Here is a 16,100-nt window from a genome sequence, read left to right on the forward strand (position 1 = left end):
TGGGTCAGCGGCTGTGTGCCGGGCTCGGCACCGGTAGAGGCGGAGCTGGAACGGAAGGCGAGGGAGCCGGCGGGGCAGGCGTCGGGGCCGGGACGCGGGCCAGGCTCTGCAGGACGGCGGCGACCGACTTGGCCTGGACGTCGCGGACGGCGACGGCTTCGGCGAGCCGGCGTGCACCGTCGAGGAGGTGGGAGACCTCGTGCGGGTCGATCTGCCGCTCGGGGTGGATGAGCCGGGCGAGGTGGTCGCGGTGGACGTCGATGCTGCGCTCGGCGAGGGCGAGGTCGTCGTGCATGCCGAGCAGGGCGGAGAGCATGCCGGGTGGCTGGTCCTGGGCGTGGGCTTCGAGGTCGGCGAGCGGCGCGCCGTACAAGTCCTCGATCCGTCCGGCTATGTCGGTGGACGTGAGGTGGGGCAAGCGTGGGCTTTCACGGTCGGCGGGCCCGGGCCGCCCCGGCACGCTGCGGTGCCGGGGCGGCAGACGGGGGCAGGGTTGCGGTGGCCCTGAGCTGAGCCGTTCGTACGGGCCGAGCCTGCTGGGCAGGCGGGGGCATGGTGCGCAGCAGTACGCCGAGGGCGGCGCGGTAGCCGTCGCGGGCCTCCAGTGCGGCTTCCAGCCACTGCGCGTCGAAGCGGAGCTTGTCCGCCGACAGTTCGCCCATGTCGCGGTCCGGGTCCATGTCGGCGTGGACGCGGTCGCGGACGCGGGCGACCTGCTCCTCGGTGAGCGCCAGGAACGAACGCAGCTCCAGGGCACGGGCGAGCGCGGGCGAGGCGCCTGGGCTGGCAGCCGTCTCGTACAGCTCGGGTAGCGGGTTGCCGAAGACCTTCTGCAGGTCGGCGTCCATGGTGCTGGCCTTGTCCCGGTTCATCGGGCGGTCCTTGCCGGCCGCCACGCCGATGCCGGTGCGGCTGTGCCGGCGGGCCGTTGGGGAACGCTGGTCTGCACCGCCGGGCCGGTGCGGGGCCGGAGGCGGGCGAGGCGCTGGGCGGCGAGGTCCTTCTTCCCCGGGGCGTCCGGGTCGAGGAGCCACCGCACGACCATGGCTCGGCCGTCGCGGGCGGTGACGGCCGCGTTCACCCGGTGGGCGAGGCCCATCGTCGGATCGTCGATCTCGCTGGGCTGGGTTTGCAGCGCAGCAACAAGATCGTCCTCCGCACGTTCCAGCACGGACTGGGCCTCGACGAGAAGGCCATGCCACTTGACGACGTCGGTGGCATCGGGATTCGCGGTCGGCGCGGCGGCGACCGCGGCCTTCAACTGGTCCATGCCCATGTCGAAGCGCGCTTCGATCCGTTCGGTGAGCACGCCCACGACATCCTCAGATTCATCGGATATGCCATCGGGCAAAGGGAAATCTCCTGTTCTGGAAAGGCCGATCCCTGGGGTGGGAGGGGCTGCCGTACCCGGTGGCTGAGCCGCTTACGGGCACCTGCTGGGCTCTGTCAGTCCAGGCACATTCGGACGTCGCGGTAGACGTACGTGCCGGAGACCCAGCCCTTGACCCCGGTGGTCTTGTCCGTGATGTAGAGCCAGTTGCCGCTCTTCTTGTGCACGGTGAACTTGTGGCTCTTGTAGAGCACGCCGAGCGCGGTGGACTTCGTGGTGGCCTTGGACCGGATGGTCACGGCCTTGGTGTGTACCTCGTACGGCAGCGGCGGCTGGGACGAGCAGCTGCTCGCGGGGGTCGCGCTGGCGGTGGTGGCGGACAGCACAGGCAGAGCGAGTGCGCCGAGCATGGCTGCGGATATGGCAATTCGGGTGGAGCGCATGCGGAAGAAACCTCCGTGAAGGCATAGGGATTGCGGGGAAGGTGCCGCGGGTGTTGTCCCGGCGGCTGTATAAGAGTCCGGATATTCGCCGGTTTGGCTAACCGGCGATCGTCGGCTATGTTGCGCCGCCCTGGTCGGCTTTGACGCTCAGCGTGAGCGGCCGGGCGGGCGCGGGGCAGGAGCCTTCGGCAAGCCGGCCGGGCGGCTAACTGCGGCTGCCGGGCGGACCGGCGGAAGAGGGCCGGCCTCGCCCGCGAGGCGGTCGTCGCACCACTGCAGTGCCTCGCCGAGCGTGTCGAAGCCGCCCTCGCGCAGGGTGTGCGTCCACGTCTCAGTGTCGACCTCTTCGACCACGACGCGGAACGGCGAGGGAGCTCGCTCGTCCAGGGCACGCAGGGCCACGACGATGACCATGTCGTCCGGGTCGTCGCTGGTGTAGGAGTAGCCCATGGCGTAGTGGTCGCCGTCGCCGGCGAGGCGCAACTCCAGCGCGCACGTGGCCTCGTCCGCTGGCGGCGGGCCCAGTGGGGCGAGGGCGATGGCATCGGACGGACAGCCACGGTGGATGAGCCAGGACTGCGCCATCGCGGGCAGCGGCAGAGGGGCATGCTCGAAGCTGAACGTCCGCTTCTCGCGGTCCCGTTGTAGATGCACGGCGAGCACCTGCGGCATGCCGGGGTGCCCCCAGGTGGTGGTGCGGTCGAACAGGACGTAGTAGCTGTGCGGGCCGTCGTGGTGTTCGGCGAGGGGAACGAGCATGTCCTCGTGGACGGCGACCTCGCGGTAGAAGTCGAGGTATTTCTCCTCGTCGGCGTCGAGGTCGTCCAGATCGAAGTCGACTTGGGGGATGGACTTCCGGCCCGGCGCCGGGTCGGTCGGAGACAACAAGAGCCTTTCGGTGAGGTCAGCGCCGCTGCGCCGGGGTGAGCCACGATGCGCCGGGGCGAGCCGGGACCTTCGGCGCCTGCACCGTGGGAGCCCGGCGGGCGGCGAACAGCGCGGCCCGTCCGGCGTCGGTGAGCGCGACCGGCTGGCCGGCGTGCACGGGGTGGCCGGTGTCCTGGACGACCAGGCCGGCATCTTCCAACTGCTGCAGGGTGGCATGACGGATTCGGGTACCGGAGGCGGTTGTGACGGACATCCGGCCGGTCAGCAGGTGTTCGTAGAGCTTGGCGCCGCCGGCGATGGCGAGCAGCGCGGCCTGGTCGTCCGTCAAGCTGCCGGGCGTCGCACGCGGAAGCCACCGCTGCGGCTTCGATGGGCTCCAGGGCGGCGAGCACCTTCCTAGCCGCGGCGTCCCGCGCGGCGGCGGCCTCTTCCAGCTGGTCCACGGTGCGGTCGAGGCGCGTGATTAGAGCGCTGTCGACGTCGAACTCGCCGCTGGACAGGCGGTTGAGGAGCCGGAGGTAGAAGGTGACGCTGGTCTGGGCCTTAGCCAGTTCACGGTGCCGGTCGACCACTTGGGCGTGCTGCTCGTCGAGGACTTCGCGGTCGCGGTAGGCCCACAGGGTGTCGATGTCGTGCCCGGTGACGGCTTCGAGGCGGTGGTCGAGCGGGGAAACCGCACGCCGGGCGGGTGCCGGCGCGGGTGGAGGGGGCATAGGCGGACCTCTGTACGTTCAGCGGGTGTGACGGTGCGCGGGGTTTGGGGCGGGACGGGGCAGCCCCGGCAGTGCGGTGGGCGGCGGACCGGACCGGGGCTCGGGAGCGCGGGTGGTCAGCTGCGGGGAACGCAAGCGTGCCGCGTGGGTGCGGGCGCTCAGCGGCCGGCGGGTCATCCCCAGGCGGCGGCCGACCTCGTCGTAGACGTCGTTGCCTGCTCGCGGCCGGATGGCGACGACGTGGATCTCCTTGGGATGCGCGGACTCCGCGGGTGCCGGGCGGACGCCGTAGACGACACGCCAGTCCTTGCGCGAGTCCACGAACAGCTTCCTGAATCCCTCCAGGTCACCGTCGAGACGCAGGCCGAAGCGCTGCGCGTTCACGACTTCCTGCAGGTAGGCGAGGGTGAGGTCGCGTATGTCGCTGGGGGCCTGGAGGAGATCGGTCAGCGCGCGGGGGTCGAAGCTCAGTGCGAAGGCGGGCTGTCCCGCTCCCGCGGTCATGACGTCGGCTCGTCCGGTTCGGCGACTTGTGTCGTGTTCGCCGTCTCCGTGCGCACGGACGGCGGCGGGCCGGGCAGAAGGCGGTGCGCGGGCCGGTCGGGCGAGGTCATGCAGGCCGACAGCGGCCCACCCGGCGCGCGGATCGCCGCGACGGCGTGGGTGAGGAAGTCCCGGTGCCACACGAACAGGCCGGACTGCCCGGCTTCGGGATCCTTGTGCTGCTGGTAGGCGAGCCACAGGGCGTGGAGCCAGGCCACGACGTCGTCGTGCTCCTGCCACTGCAGGCACCAGGGTGCCGCGGTGGTGACCTCCGCCCCGTACACCGGGAGGAAGAAGTCATCCACCCAGTCGGACAGGGCGTCGAGTTCGTCCTCGCGTTCTTCTCCGTCGAGTTCCAGGATCGGGCGGGGCTCCGGTGGAGCGGCGGGAGGCGGCCCACCGAGTCCTGGCATGCCGAAGGCCGCGAACGGTGATCCGCTGGGCGGCGGGGCGGACGCGAGGTGGTCGAGCTGCTGAGCCTGTTGCGCCGACTGCTCCATGAGCCGCCGCACGCTCGCCTCGATTCCCTCCAGCTGTCGATCCGGAATACGAACCGGCTCCAACTCGCCATCGTCAGGCGACTTTGTTGATTCGGGCATTGAAAAGCTCGGCCTCCTACGAGACACGGAATGAGAAAAGGACGGAAGCGTCTGCGCGCGGCCCATCCGGCGAGCTGCACGGCCACTACGGCGGTATGTCGCCGACGGCTACGCTTGGGGAGCCGGTCGCCTTGGCAGCAGGCAAGGACGGGGCTCAGCCGGTAAGGTCCACGTCGTCCTGCGTGAGGGTTTCGCGGATCGTCTCGGTGAGCCGGTCGGCCGCGATCGACGCGTAGTGCTCGGTCTTCTCCACGCCGATGAAGTCCCGGCCTTCCAGCAGAGCGGCCACGCCCGTGGAGCCGGAGCCGGCGCAGAAGTCGAGGACCGTGCCGCCCTCGGGGCTGATCTTGACCAGCTCGCGCATCACCTCGACCGGCTTCTGCGTGATGTGCCGGCGCTGCGCGCCCGAGGGCTGCGACGCCGAGTACATGCCGGGCAGATAGACCGGGTTCTGGGAGCCGTCGATCGCCCCCTTCGACGCCCAGACGATGAATTCGCAGTTCTGGGTGAACCGGCCCTTCTGCGGCCTGGCCTGCGGCTTGTGCCAGGCCAGCACACCGCGCCACAGCCACCCGGCAGCCTGGATCGCGTCCGTCGTCGTCGGGAGCTGACGCCAGTCGGTGAACAGCAGCGCGGTCCCGCCGGTCTTCGTCAGACGGTGCGCTTCGGTCATGATCTGCGTCAGCCAGAACGCGTAGGACCTCTGGTCCATGTTCTCGCCGGTGAAGTCTGCGAGGTCGTTCTTGGCATCGGCGGAGGTGTACTTCTGCTTCGCGGAGCGGGTGGTGCGCTCCTTCGCGGTCCGGCCACCGCTGTTGTACGGCGGGTCGGTGATGACGGAGTCGACGCAGCCGTCCGGAAGGCCGGAGAGAACGGCCAGGGCGTCGCCCTGGTGAAGGGAAAAAGGCAAAGAGGGGCCCCTATTCGGGTGCGGATTCACGGTGGGAACTAGCCGCCTCGCACAGGAGTCCTCGCAGGCCGGAAGTGGGCGTGCAGAAGCCCAGGGCCGCAGCCCGAGGAGGCGAGGGGAGTCCAAAAACTGTAGAGGCGAATCCGCCGACGACCAAGAAGTGCCGTGCGAGGGTGCCGGATTCCGGCACCTCGCGACAGCTTTTTGGTCAACCGCCAATCCGCATCTACTGTTTTTGAACCGCCCGGCGCACACCGCCGCTGGCTACTCCCCCGCCACACCTCACGGAGGTACCCCCTTGCCCCGGCACACCTAGCTCACGGCCCGGCCAGCTGGGAGCGAGCGGCAACTCGCCCCGCATCGGTCCGCCTTGATCGCCCACCCCGGCCGCCGCGCCCTTCCACCACGCCTCGCGCACGCAGCACGCCGGACACCGCACCCCCGAAGGACACGCTCATGACGTCTCGCTACCCACCCCTGCCCGACCTCGCTGACCCACGAGCGGTCCGCTCCGGTTGAAGGCGCTCGCCGCCGGCATCGGCGTCGTCTTCCTCTCCCCGCTTCTGCTCGCCGGCACCGGCATGATGATGGCGTCCTCCGCGGACGCCGTTCAAAGCAGCAGCAGCTCCCTCATCTGCCTGAACGACATCGACACCGGCAAGGTCGCCGAGCAGGTCACCAAGATCCTCGACGGGGCGTCCGGAAAGAACGTCCACGTCGAGGGCCTGGACCTGCCCGCCGAGCAGGTGCCCAATGCCCAGACGATCGTGGCCACCGGTATCAGCCTCGACGTCCCCAAGAAGGGCCAGGTCATCGCGCTCGCCACGGCGATGCAGGAGTCGAGGCTGCGCAACCTCAACTACGGCGACAGGGACAGCCTTGGGTTGTTCCAGCAGCGTCCCTCCCAGGGCTGGGGCACCGCCGAGCAGATCCGTGACCCGACGTACGCGAGCGAGCAGTTCTACAAGCACCTGCTCAAGGTGAACGGCTGGCAGCAGATGACCGTCACCCAGGCCGCCCAAGCAGTACAGCAGTCCGGCCTGCCGGACGCCTACGCGCAGTGGGAGCACCTGGCCACCGCGCTGCAGGAAGCCATCGCCAAGACCTTCCCCGGCGCCGGCAACAACAAGGACGCCAAGGAGCCGAACCCAGGCAAGGACCCGGGAGCCGGCACTACCGGCTGCGCTCCGGGCCAGGACGGCTCCGGCTTCGGCCCGATCCCCGAGGGCAGCGTCCCGAAGGGATACAAGATCCCCAAGGACGCCGACCCGAAGGCGCGCAAGGCCATCGAGTGGGCAATGCACCAGCTCGGCACCCTCTACCAGTGGGGCGGATCCTGCACCAACGCCCACGGCCCGGACCCGATGGGTCGCTGCGACTGCAGCTCGCTGATGCAGCAGGCGTACGCGCACGCCGGCGTCACGCTCTCCCGCACCACGTACACGCAGATCAACGAGGGCAAGGCGGTCTCGCCCGCCCAGCTCAAGCCCGGTGACCTCATCTTCAGCCGCGGCACCGCCGCCCGGCCTGAGCATGTCGGCATGTACATCGGCGAGGGCCTCGTGATCGAGGCACCGCGCACATCAAAGCCGGTCCGGATCACCCCGATCAAGGACTGGACGATTCTCGCCGCCCGCCGCGTCATCTGACGCCACCCCGCCAGGGCACCGCCCGGGCGGGCCGCCGCCGCGGCGATCTCCCGCGCCCCGAGCGCATCTCCCCACCCCCTCTGCTTCCCCTCTTCTCGCCGGCCCCTCGTCTGGCCCGCGTATGCAAGGAGCCCCGCCACACCTATGTCCCTCCCTCTCGCAGACCGCGTCATCCAGCTCGCCTACGACCCAGGGATCTCGCCCAAGGGTGGCGGCCTGCCCGGGCTCAGCGTGCTGAAGAACGTCGTCAACTCGATCAACATGTTCGGGATCATCGCCGTCGTCGGCGCCCTCGCCGTCTCGCTCGGCGTGTGGGCCTGGGGCCACCACACCGGCGGCCACCAGGCCGAGGCCAACGGGAAGAAGGGCGCCGTCGTCGCCGCGGGCGCCGCCCTCGGCCTCGGCGCCGCGAACGGAATCGTCGCGTTCTTCTCCACCCTCGGCTCGCAGGTCCACTGATGCGGAACCGATTCCCCACCCTCTCGCTGTCCTCTTACGGCGTCGGCTGGTCGGCCAACCGGCGCGTCGCCATCGTCGCTCTGGTCGTCACCGTCCTGCTCACCATCGCCGCAGCCGTCGCCTGGCTGTCCGGCAGCGGCAACGCCCACCGGGATCCGACCGCTGCCGGGCCGGCCGCGACGCACAGCCCGTCCTCCTCCGAGGCCCCCGCCCCGAAACCCGAGGCCGACTCCGGTTCCGTGCCCAAGCCTCCGCAGATCGCCGAGCCGGTCGCGTACGCCAAGGCAGCAGCCCAGATGCTGTGGTCCTACGACACCCGCGACACCAGCCGCGACCATCAGCTCGCCGGCATGCGCGAGTGGATGACCAAGGAGCCCACCTACGCCGACTGGGCGTCCGTCTCCGGCCAGGTCCCTGATCCGTTGCTGTGGTCGCGGATGGCCGACCAGGACCAGCACGCCACCGCCCGCGTCACCGAAGGCCACTACCCGGGCGCGTTCAAGCAGGCCCTCGCCGAGGACCCCTCGGCGATCACCGAGGCGTACATCTACGTCGTCACCGTCAACGGCAAGCAGCAGATCGCCTGGAAGAAGGGCGGCGGCGGAGCCGAGGACCGCGCCGTGACCCTCGCCGTGCAGTGCCGCCCCGGCCACGACTGTGCCCTGGCCGCCATCGCTCCGAGCGTCACGCAGTGACCCGCGCCTGACACGAGACAAGGAGGAGTAATTCCCCGTGGGTTTCTGTGATTACCCCCTGGCGGACAAGCTCTGTGCCGTCGGCGACGCGGTCGATTTCGCCTCGGACCCTGGCAAGGCCATCGGTGACTGGATGGCGAAGTCCGCAGGTGAGCTGGCTGCGGCAGCGGCCGACTTGGCCGCCAAGGCGGTTAACACCACCACGAGGGTCGACCTGAACGCCGGATGGTTCCGCGACAACTACGAGATGCTGCTGCCGTTGGGCCTGGTCCTGCTGGTCGCCACCTTCTGCGCACAGCTCGTCCGGGCCGCTGTCAGACGCGACGGACAAGCCCTCACCCAGGCGTTCACCGGCACCATGTCAGGGGTCCTGTTCGCGTTCTGCGCCATCGCCCTGACCACGGTCGCCGTCGAAGTCGTCGACGCCGTCAGCGACGGCCTGTTCAAGACCGCGCACCTGAGCATCGAGTCGGCCGTGCGCCGCATCGTGAAGGTCAGCCAGATCGGATCCCTGGCCGGACTCGGCTGGCTCGTCCCGGTCGTCGTCGGTCTCGGCGCCGCCATCGGCGCCTTCCTCTACTGGTGCGTGATGATGGTCCGCAAGGTCGGCATCCTCGTCATGGTCACCCTGGCCGTCTTCGCGTCGGCCGGCGGCGGCTGGGAGGTCGCACGTCGCTGGCGCAAGGGCTGGATCGAAGCCACCGCCACCCTGGTCGTCAGCAAGCTGCTGATGACTGTGATCTTCGTGCTCGGCATCGCCTCCATGGGCAAGACCGACGCCAAGGACGGCATCGCCGCCCTCGCCGACGTCATGTCCGGCATCGTGATCATGATCCTGGTGCTGCTGTGCCCGTATGCCGTGTTCAAGTTCGTGCACTGGGCGGCCGACGGCACCGACGGCGAGTCCATCCACCGCGCTGGCGGCGCCGGAGCGCAGATCGCCAAGGCCCACGCCGAGAACGCCGCCCGCAAGGCCGCGGCAGCAGCGGCCACCGCCGGAACCGGCGGCGCGGCAGCCGGAGCGGGTGTCACCGCCGCGCAAGGCCCCGACGCCGCAGGCGGAGGCGGATTCCCCGGCGACATCGCCGCCAACCCGACCGGCGACAGCGGCGGCAGCAAGGACGCTTCGCAGGGTGGCGGAACGGGCGGCTCGCCCGGTGGCGGTGCCATGAAGTCCGGCCTGGAGAAGGCCGTCCAGCCCGCGCCGACGAGCGTCTCCGACGACACCAGCGGCCAGGTGGGCGGCAGCCCGGGGCCGGGCGGATCCGGCGCGAGCGCCGCGTCCGGCCAGCAAGGCGGCTGGCAGTCAGTGCCGCCGACCGCGACCCCGCCGCCGCAGGGCGCACCACCGTCCCCCGGGGCACAGAACGCCACGCCCAGCGGAACGGCCTCACCGCCGCCGCCTGCGACCGGCCTCTGATCCCCTGCCGTCTACCGGGGACGGGACGTGCACGCCACCTCCCGTCCCCGGGTTCCACCCGCGCCTTTCAGGACCCGCCCCTTGACTGATCTCTCCGTCGCCCCGGTCACGGTGAAGTTTCCGCACCGGTCCCGCCGCGGCATCCTCCTCGGCCTCTCCCTGCCCCAACTCGTCCTTGTTTCCTGCACGCTGGCGCTGCTGCTGATGACGGTGGTCTCCACCGGGCTGGTCGGCGCCGTCGCCCTGGCACCGCTGTGGGCGGCTTCCGGTGCGCTCGTGGTGATCCGTCGGCACGGACGCTCCCTGATCGACTGGGCGCCGATCGTCGCCCGCTACGCACAGCGCCGACGCACCGGCCAGACGCTCTGGCTCGCCCGGCCCGTCACCCGGCCCCGGCAGGACGGCGTCCTCCACCTGCCCGGCACGGCCGCCTCCCTCAAGGTGGTCACCCCCGGCGACTCCGCCAACGGCGCCGCGGCCGTGCACGACCCGCACCGGCAGACCCTGACCGCCATCGCCCGGGTCAGCAGCCGCGCCTTCGCCCTCCTCGACCCCGCCACCCAGAACCACAACGTGGGCAGCTGGGGACGCGCGCTCGCGGGCATCGCCCGCACCGGGCACATCGCCACCGTGCAGGTGCTGGAACGCACCGTCCCCGACAGCGGCGACACCCTCACCCGCCACTGGGCCCAGAATGGGCAGCCCCAGACACCGGCCGCCGGACAGATCTACTCCGAACTGGTCGCCTCGGCCGGTCCCGCCGCCGCACCCCACGAGACCTATTTCGCCATCTCCCTCGATCTGAAGGCCGCCCGGCGGCTGATCTCGCAGGCCGGCGGCGGGCTGCCCGGGGCGTTCACCGTCATGGAGCAGACCACCGCGTCCATCGCCCAGGCGGCCCGCAACGCCGGACTGATGGTCACCGGCTGGCTGACCGCGCGGGAGATCGCCGCCGTCATCCGCACCGCCTACGACCCGGGGGCCCTCGCCGCACTCCAGCAGTGGTCCGACACCGGCCGCGCCGAGGCCGATCCCCCAGCCGCAGGTCCCGTCGTCCAGGTCGAGGAGTACGACCGCCTCGCCACCGACAGCGCACGGCACGCCACGTATTGGGTGGAGAACTGGCCCCGCACCGAGACGAACGCCGGTTTCATGCACGGCCTCATGTTCACGGCCGGCGTGCGACGCAGCCTGTCCCTCATCTACGTACCGCAGGGGCTCGAGTCCGCGCTGCGGGACGTCCAGCGCAAGAAGGCCGCGATCATTGCCGACGCCAACGAGCGCGCCCGCCGCGGGCAGGTCGACAGCGAGGAAGACTCCGTCGAGTACGCCGACGTCAAACAGCGTGAGCGCCAGCTCATCGCCGGACACGCGGACGTCGCCCTGACCGGCCTCGTCACCGTCACCGCCGAGACCGACGCCCTCCTGGACGCCGCCTGCGCCCAGATCGAGACCCACGCCGTCAGCTCGGGCGTCGACCTGCGACGGCTGAACTACCAGCAGCCCGACGCGTTCGCCGTTGCCGCACTCCCCCTGGCCCGCACCACCCTGTAGCTGCCAGTTCGCCCCTACACCCCGCTCCCGCCTCTTTGGCGGCAAGGACCTCCCATTGATCCATCCCCGTCCCAGCGCGCCCGACGCGCACCCCTACCTTCGGGCCGCCACCGCAGGCGTCCGCCACCACGCTCGTGCACTCAACCGTGCCGCGCCCCCGGATCGCGGGCACCTCGACACCCTGCACGCCCACCTCACCGAACTACACCGGTTCATCGACCAGTTGGCCGAGGCAGCAGGGCCCCCGCATCCTGCAGCAGGCCGCCACCTCGCCACCGCGCACACCCGCCTGTGGCAGGCCACCACCGAGCTCCACTCCGCCTTCCACCTGCTGCCCGGCAACACAGCGCAAGCAGATACCGAGACGAGCGCGTGCCATCCGGAAAGGCTGCCCGAAGGGCCGCCCGTGGTGACCATCTGCCAACGCCACCTCGCCACCGGGCACAGCATCCGGCGTAAGACCACCCCCACCGACCTCCGCCCGCACACCACGGCCTGCGTGCGATGAGCACCACCCGCAGAATCGAGGGCCTCCGATGAGCCACCGGCCCGCTCGCCGCGCCCGCCGCGCCTCCGCCAGCCCACTGTTCACCCCCCACGGCACCGACCGGGCCAGCCGCAAGGCAGCCCGCCGCCAGCTCGCCGAAGCCACCGCCAAGGCCCGCGCCGAAGCCACCGCCCACCAGGCCGAGAGCACACCAGCCGAGCACGAGATGCCCGCTCCGCTCTACCCCCCGAGCGGACGGCCCGGGCCCGCCTCCGCGCGCAACAACCGGCTGAAGCTGCCCGCCCACCGCATGACCACCGCCGTGGCCGCCGGCGCCTACCCCTTCCTCGCCGAAGGCGGGCTCGGCGCCGAGGGCATCTACATCGGCCGCGACGTCCACGCGGAAGCGTCGTTCGTCTTCGACCCGTTCGCGCTGTACGGCAAGGTCGAGGGATTCACCAACCCCAACCTCCTGCTCGCCGGAGTGATCGGCCAGGGCAAGAGCGCGCTCGCCAAGTCCTTCGCGCTGCGCTCGGTCGCCTTCGGCTACCGCGTCTACGTCCCCTGTGATCCGAAAGGCGAGTGGACGCCGGTGGCGCAAGCCCTCGGCGGCCGGTCCGTCGCTCTCGGCCCCGGACTGCCCGGACGCCTGAACCCCCTGGATGCGGCCCCGCGACCGGACAGCGTGACGGAGGCCGACTGGGTCGGCGAGATCCGCAAACGGCGCCTGCTCCTACTCGGCTCCCTCGCCCGGACCGTCCTGGGCCGGGACCTGATGCCCATGGAGCACACCGCCCTCGACGTCGCCCTCGACGCCGTCGTCACCCGTGCCACCGCCACCGGCCGCACCCCGCTCCTCGGCGACGTCGCCGCCACCCTCAACACCCCCAGTGCGCTCGACGAAGCCGCCGGCATGATGTCCGGCCAGCTCGGCGACGCCGCACGCGACTTGGCCCACGCGATGCGCCGCCTCGTCCACGGTGACCTGGCCGGCATGTTCGACGCCCCCTCCACCGTCGCCTTCGACCCGCGCGCGCCGATGCTCACCATCGACCTGTCCCGGCTCGGAGGATCCGGCGACGACACCGCCCTCGTCCTGGCCATGACCTGCGCAAGTGCCTGGATGGAGTCCGCCCTCTCCGATCCGAACGGCGGCCGGCGCTGGATCGTGTACGACGAGGCGTGGCGGTTGATGCGGCACGTCGGTCTGCTGCAGCGGATGCAGGCCCAGTGGAAGCTCAGCCGTGGTCTTGGCATCGCCAACCTCATGGTGATCCACCGGCTGTCCGACCTGCTCACCGCCGGCGACGCCGGATCACAAGGCCGCGCCCTCGCCGAGGGCCTCCTCGCCGACTGCAGCACCCGGATCATCTACCGCCAGGAGACCGACCAACTCCACGCCGCCGCCGCCCTGCTGGGCCTGACCTCCGTGGAAATGGACGCCATCGCGCACCTCAACCGGGGCCGTGGTCTGTGGAAAGTCGCTGGCAGATCCTTCATCGTCCAGCACCTGCTGCATCCCCACGAGCTGGCGCTCTTCGACACCGACGCCCGAATGCATTGAAAGCGTCGAGTTCACGAATCCTGACAACACCCCATCGAAGGACTTTCGTATCTCCCCGCGTGACCCGGACTTCGAGCTGTACGACAACGTCGGCCGCGACGCCGACCAGATCCACGCCGCCCGGTACAACCTCGCCACCCGCGGCGACCTGAAGCGGTGGGCGGGACGCGACGCGCAGCCCTTCCGCGACGCGCATCCGCTGCCGGACCAGCCCTGGCCCGCACCCGACCTCACCCCCTACCTGGACGCCCTCGCCGCGGCTCAGACTCCGGCAGAGATCGAAGCAGTCACCGACCACTTCCTGGACGCCGCCGAACCTGCACTGCGCGCCGTGAGCGACTACCTCGTCGCCGCCGCCCGGTGGCGGCGGGAAAACCGCGGTGCGGCCAAGGGATCTCCCTCAAACCTGCTGATGACGGCGGCCAGCCGGGCGCTGTCGGTCCTGGCCCTCGCCGACGAGGCCAGCCTGAGCAGGCTGCGCGCCGCCTACGACCCGGCCCCCACCCCCGCGACACCGACCGGCGGCCAGCCTGGGGCCAGCGCAGGTGTCCCACCCGCTCCTCCGTCCCCCGGCACCGCGCCCCGCCGATAGCTCTCTCTGCGATTCCAGTCCCGCCCGACTCTCGCAAACGCGATTGCGAGGGACCACCACTGTTGATCGACACGGCACCGCCACCGCCTGCACACGGAGTCCTCTTGAAACGTCCCCCTCACCTGAATGCCACCGAATGGGCCGAATACCAACAACGCCGAGCCGAAGTCGACGACCTCATGGCAGAGGTCGCCGACGAGGAAGCCCAGATGGAACGCGACCTGATCGCCGCCCACGACGAGTACGAACTCGGCTTCAGTCAGGAGTCGCAGCCGGGCGTCACCCCGGCTGGACGGACGCCTCCACCGCACCGATCGCCCGCCTCCTCGCGCGGGAGGAACCGTGGCCGTTGACGAAGCGAGCACCCCAGACTCCCGCCGCGTTTTGCACATCACCACGCCGCTGCGGGCGCGCGGCCTGCAGTGCGACATCGAGTTCGGCCTCAGCGCCTACATCGTGCGCGTCTCTCTCCCCGACGACAGTTACCTGATCATCGGTCCGCCGCAGGAGCCGTCCTCCGAGCGCCCGCCCGGAGACCCCGAGGGCTGGATCGCGACGCGTGAGCACCCCGACGACCCGTCGCTGTTCGAGGTCCTCTACGACTCGGCCCCCTCCGACGACCCCGGCGCTCCCCAGCGGCCCGAAGCCCGCCACGGCGGCAGCGCCCAGCCCCTGATCGAGGCGATCAACCACCGCCTGGCCAAGCTCGGACTGCTGCCGCACCCCGTCTTGCCCGGCGAAAGCCCACACGTGCACTCAGCCCAGCCGACGCCCCCGCCCCAGGCCCAGGGCGTCCCCGGCACACCCGACGACGCTCCCATCTACGTCTACGGCGACGCGCTGCGCGCTCTGACCGACCGGCTCAACGGAGCGGAGTCGCATGCGGATGCCGCTGCCCTGCTGCACCAGATCCTGGAGCCCACCGACGGACTGCTGACGCAGCTCGGCGAGTTCTTCGAAGCAGCCGGGGAGAAGGCCAAGGAAGCGGAGGAGGACGACGGCTTCGACCTGTCGTACGACCTCGCCGACGCCGCCGCCGAGATCCGCAACCTCGGAGAGGTCCTGCACGTGGCCGAGGACAGGATGCGGGCCCTCACTCCGCTCGCGTCGGCACCGCGACTGCCCTCCAGCCCGGCCCGTACACCGTCCCTGCCCCCGCGAGTGCTCCCGCCGGCACAGCCGCGGCACACGCGCTGACCCCGGACCATCGCTTCCCTCCCGGAACACATGACCTCACTCCGCACCGACCTGGCCGCCTTCGCCGCCGGCCTTTCCGCGCGCCTGCCCGGCACCTGGACCAGCCAGTACCAGCGCCACTCGCAGTACGCCGACCAGTTCCCCCGCACCGAACAGCTCTGGGACACCGGCCACGTCGACTACGCCGTCAGCCAGTACGTCCTCACCCACGACGCCGTGCTCCACGGGCCGGCCGACCAGCGGCTCTACGTGACCGACCGGCCTCGCTACCCGCACCAGTTCGTCGTCGCTGCGCTCGCCCCCGACGGCGCGCGCATCAAGCCCCACCACTTCGCCGGAGTCGCGGAACCCAACGGCATCGCCGTTCCCAAGGACCCCGCGCGGGCGGCAGCACGCATCGCCCGGCGGCTGCTACCCCGCTACGAACAGGCCCTGCGGGCGGTCCTCAACAACGCGGAGCACCAGCCCCAGCCTCCGCACCGGCCCGCCCCACCACAGGTCGACCAGGTCCTCACCCTGACCCTGTACAGCGACGGAGCCCTCGGCGCACCGTACGAGAGCGTGCCGGTGGATGCCCGCATGACCCTGTACACCCACGGCTTCCAGTACCACCCGCACCAAGCAGCGTTTCTCCTGCCCACCGCCTACGGGGACACCCGTCGTGCCCTTCGCGTCCACTCCGTGGTCCAGCAGCTCACGGCCAAGGGCATCGGCGTGAACCTGCGCCACTCGGCGCCCACCACCAGCGCCGCCCTGCTGCCGGCCTCAGCGAAGGCCGTGTCCCCGCTCCGCCGTACGCGCTGACCCCCCTGCCCCTAGATCCTTGGAGTCTCCATCCGCATCGCCCGCCGCACCCTGCCGCTGTTCGTCGGCGCCGCCTGCCTCGCCCTGGCGCTCACCGGTTGTGCCACCGACAACGATGCTGCCGTCGCCAAGCAGACGCCCAGCGCCAGCAGCGCGCCGCAGCCGGCGCCTGCCCTCAGCGCCGCCCAGGCCCGCGCCGTCATCACCCACTACTCGCAGATCAACAACGAGGCCAACGCCGATCGCAACCGCG

Annotated in this window: 19 protein-coding genes and 1 pseudogene; 11 read left to right on the plus strand and 9 right to left on the minus strand. The window is 70.9% G+C overall.

The annotated features are described in order from the left end of the window. Window positions 1–4: 4 nt before the first annotated feature. The 9 genes and pseudogenes from ACIP94_RS14415 to ACIP94_RS14455 all read right to left on the minus strand — a co-directional run bounded on the left by ACIP94_RS14415 (window position 5) and on the right by ACIP94_RS14455 (window position 5,426). Entirely contained in the window at window positions 5–418 is a 414-nt protein-coding gene (locus tag ACIP94_RS14415; RefSeq protein WP_006143149.1) for a hypothetical protein, read from the minus strand. A gap of 10 nt (window positions 419–428) precedes the next feature. Continuing rightward, the gene (locus ACIP94_RS14420) at window positions 429–872 is read right to left on the minus strand and encodes a hypothetical protein (RefSeq protein WP_402424475.1); all 444 of its coding nucleotides are present in this window, start codon (window positions 870–872) and stop codon (window positions 429–431) included. Beyond that, a complete protein-coding gene (locus ACIP94_RS14425) occupies window positions 869–1,351 on the minus strand; it encodes a hypothetical protein (RefSeq protein WP_402424478.1) in 483 nt (160 codons plus the stop codon). Before ACIP94_RS14425 ends, ACIP94_RS14420 begins: the two co-directional genes overlap by 4 nt. Window positions 1,352–1,446: 95 nt before the next feature. After that, the gene (locus ACIP94_RS14430) at window positions 1,447–1,740 is read right to left on the minus strand and encodes an SH3 domain-containing protein (RefSeq protein ID WP_061915846.1); all 294 of its coding nucleotides are present in this window, start codon (window positions 1,738–1,740) and stop codon (window positions 1,447–1,449) included. 180 nt (window positions 1,741–1,920) lie between these two features. Continuing rightward, window positions 1,921–2,661 carry a hypothetical protein gene (locus ACIP94_RS14435; protein ID WP_402424480.1) on the minus strand — a complete coding sequence of 247 codons (741 nt, stop codon included), beginning with the start codon at window positions 2,659–2,661 and terminating at the stop codon, window positions 1,921–1,923. Between the two features lie 16 nt (window positions 2,662–2,677). Beyond that, a pseudogene (locus ACIP94_RS14440) lies at window positions 2,678–3,374 on the minus strand (hypothetical protein). Window positions 3,375–3,392: 18 nt separating this feature from the next. Beyond that, entirely contained in the window at window positions 3,393–3,878 is a 486-nt protein-coding gene (locus tag ACIP94_RS14445; protein WP_402424482.1) for a hypothetical protein, read from the minus strand. Continuing rightward, entirely contained in the window at window positions 3,875–4,417 is a 543-nt protein-coding gene (locus ACIP94_RS14450; RefSeq protein ID WP_402424955.1) for a DUF4913 domain-containing protein, read from the minus strand. The genes ACIP94_RS14445 and ACIP94_RS14450 overlap by 4 nt, the downstream gene beginning before the upstream one ends. 253 nt (window positions 4,418–4,670) lie before the next feature. After that, complete coding sequence (locus ACIP94_RS14455) at window positions 4,671–5,426, minus strand: site-specific DNA-methyltransferase (protein ID WP_093721462.1); 756 nt, start codon at window positions 5,424–5,426, stop codon at window positions 4,671–4,673. Window positions 5,427–5,941: 515 nt separating this feature from the next. Between ACIP94_RS14455 and ACIP94_RS14460 the strand changes: the two genes are divergently transcribed. From ACIP94_RS14460 to ACIP94_RS14510, 11 genes are all read left to right on the plus strand, one after another. Continuing rightward, window positions 5,942–7,075, plus strand: coding sequence for a C40 family peptidase (locus ACIP94_RS14460; protein WP_402424485.1), 1,134 nt, complete (start codon window positions 5,942–5,944; stop codon window positions 7,073–7,075). A 144-nt stretch (window positions 7,076–7,219) separates the two neighbouring features. Beyond that, window positions 7,220–7,534 (plus strand): DUF6112 family protein, encoded by a 315-nt coding sequence (locus tag ACIP94_RS14465; RefSeq protein WP_006143162.1) that lies wholly within the window; start codon window positions 7,220–7,222, stop codon window positions 7,532–7,534. Further along, entirely contained in the window at window positions 7,534–8,229 is a 696-nt protein-coding gene (locus ACIP94_RS14470) for a hypothetical protein (RefSeq protein WP_402424488.1), read from the plus strand. The genes ACIP94_RS14465 and ACIP94_RS14470 overlap by 1 nt, the downstream gene beginning before the upstream one ends. Window positions 8,230–8,266: 37 nt before the next feature. Next, window positions 8,267–9,649, plus strand: coding sequence for an ATP-binding protein (locus ACIP94_RS14475; RefSeq protein WP_189925650.1), 1,383 nt, complete (start codon window positions 8,267–8,269; stop codon window positions 9,647–9,649). A gap of 81 nt (window positions 9,650–9,730) precedes the next feature. Further along, window positions 9,731–11,203 (plus strand): SCO6880 family protein, encoded by a 1,473-nt coding sequence (locus ACIP94_RS14480; RefSeq protein WP_402424491.1) that lies wholly within the window; start codon window positions 9,731–9,733, stop codon window positions 11,201–11,203. A 55-nt stretch (window positions 11,204–11,258) separates the two neighbouring features. Then, entirely contained in the window at window positions 11,259–11,711 is a 453-nt protein-coding gene (locus ACIP94_RS14485) for a DUF6238 family protein (protein ID WP_402424494.1), read from the plus strand. Between the two features lie 28 nt (window positions 11,712–11,739). Then, window positions 11,740–13,254, plus strand: a complete 1,515-nt coding sequence (locus tag ACIP94_RS14490) for an ATP-binding protein (RefSeq protein ID WP_402424497.1) — start codon at window positions 11,740–11,742, stop codon at window positions 13,252–13,254. Beyond that, entirely contained in the window at window positions 13,157–13,846 is a 690-nt protein-coding gene (locus ACIP94_RS14495; protein ID WP_402424499.1) for a hypothetical protein, read from the plus strand. The genes ACIP94_RS14490 and ACIP94_RS14495 overlap by 98 nt, the downstream gene beginning before the upstream one ends. A gap of 104 nt (window positions 13,847–13,950) precedes the next feature. Beyond that, on the plus strand, window positions 13,951–14,199 hold the full coding sequence (locus tag ACIP94_RS14500) for a hypothetical protein (protein ID WP_402424502.1): 249 nt from the start codon (window positions 13,951–13,953) through the stop codon (window positions 14,197–14,199). Continuing rightward, the gene (locus tag ACIP94_RS14505; RefSeq protein WP_402424505.1) at window positions 14,189–15,043 is read left to right on the plus strand and encodes a hypothetical protein; all 855 of its coding nucleotides are present in this window, start codon (window positions 14,189–14,191) and stop codon (window positions 15,041–15,043) included. Before ACIP94_RS14500 ends, ACIP94_RS14505 begins: the two co-directional genes overlap by 11 nt. Window positions 15,044–15,073: 30 nt before the next feature. Further along, the gene (locus tag ACIP94_RS14510; RefSeq protein WP_402424507.1) at window positions 15,074–15,847 is read left to right on the plus strand and encodes a hypothetical protein; all 774 of its coding nucleotides are present in this window, start codon (window positions 15,074–15,076) and stop codon (window positions 15,845–15,847) included. Window positions 15,848–16,100: the final 253 nt, after the last annotated feature.

Origin of the sequence: Streptomyces sp. NPDC093261, assembly GCF_044753645.1 — a bacterium.
Classification (GTDB): Bacteria; Actinomycetota; Actinomycetes; order Streptomycetales; family Streptomycetaceae; genus Streptomyces.

Excerpts from the sequence above, each read along its gene's own strand:
- ACIP94_RS14430 (WP_061915846.1), bottom strand. The coding sequence starts at position 1,740 with ATGCTCGGCGCACTCGCTCTGCCTGTGCTGTCCGCCACCACCGCCAGC.
- ACIP94_RS14420 (WP_402424475.1), bottom strand. The coding sequence starts at position 872 with ATGAACCGGGACAAGGCCAGCACCATGGACGCCGACCTGCAGAAGGTC.
- ACIP94_RS14490 (WP_402424497.1), top strand. The coding sequence starts at position 11,740 with ATGAGCCACCGGCCCGCTCGCCGCGCCCGCCGCGCCTCCGCCAGCCCA.
- ACIP94_RS14510 (WP_402424507.1), top strand. The coding sequence starts at position 15,074 with ATGACCTCACTCCGCACCGACCTGGCCGCCTTCGCCGCCGGCCTTTCC.
- ACIP94_RS14465 (WP_006143162.1), top strand. The coding sequence starts at position 7,220 with ATGTCCCTCCCTCTCGCAGACCGCGTCATCCAGCTCGCCTACGACCCA.
- ACIP94_RS14450 (WP_402424955.1), bottom strand. The coding sequence starts at position 4,417 with ATGGAGCAGTCGGCGCAACAGGCTCAGCAGCTCGACCACCTCGCGTCC.
- ACIP94_RS14470 (WP_402424488.1), top strand. The coding sequence starts at position 7,534 with ATGCGGAACCGATTCCCCACCCTCTCGCTGTCCTCTTACGGCGTCGGC.
- ACIP94_RS14445 (WP_402424482.1), bottom strand. The coding sequence starts at position 3,878 with ATGACCGCGGGAGCGGGACAGCCCGCCTTCGCACTGAGCTTCGACCCC.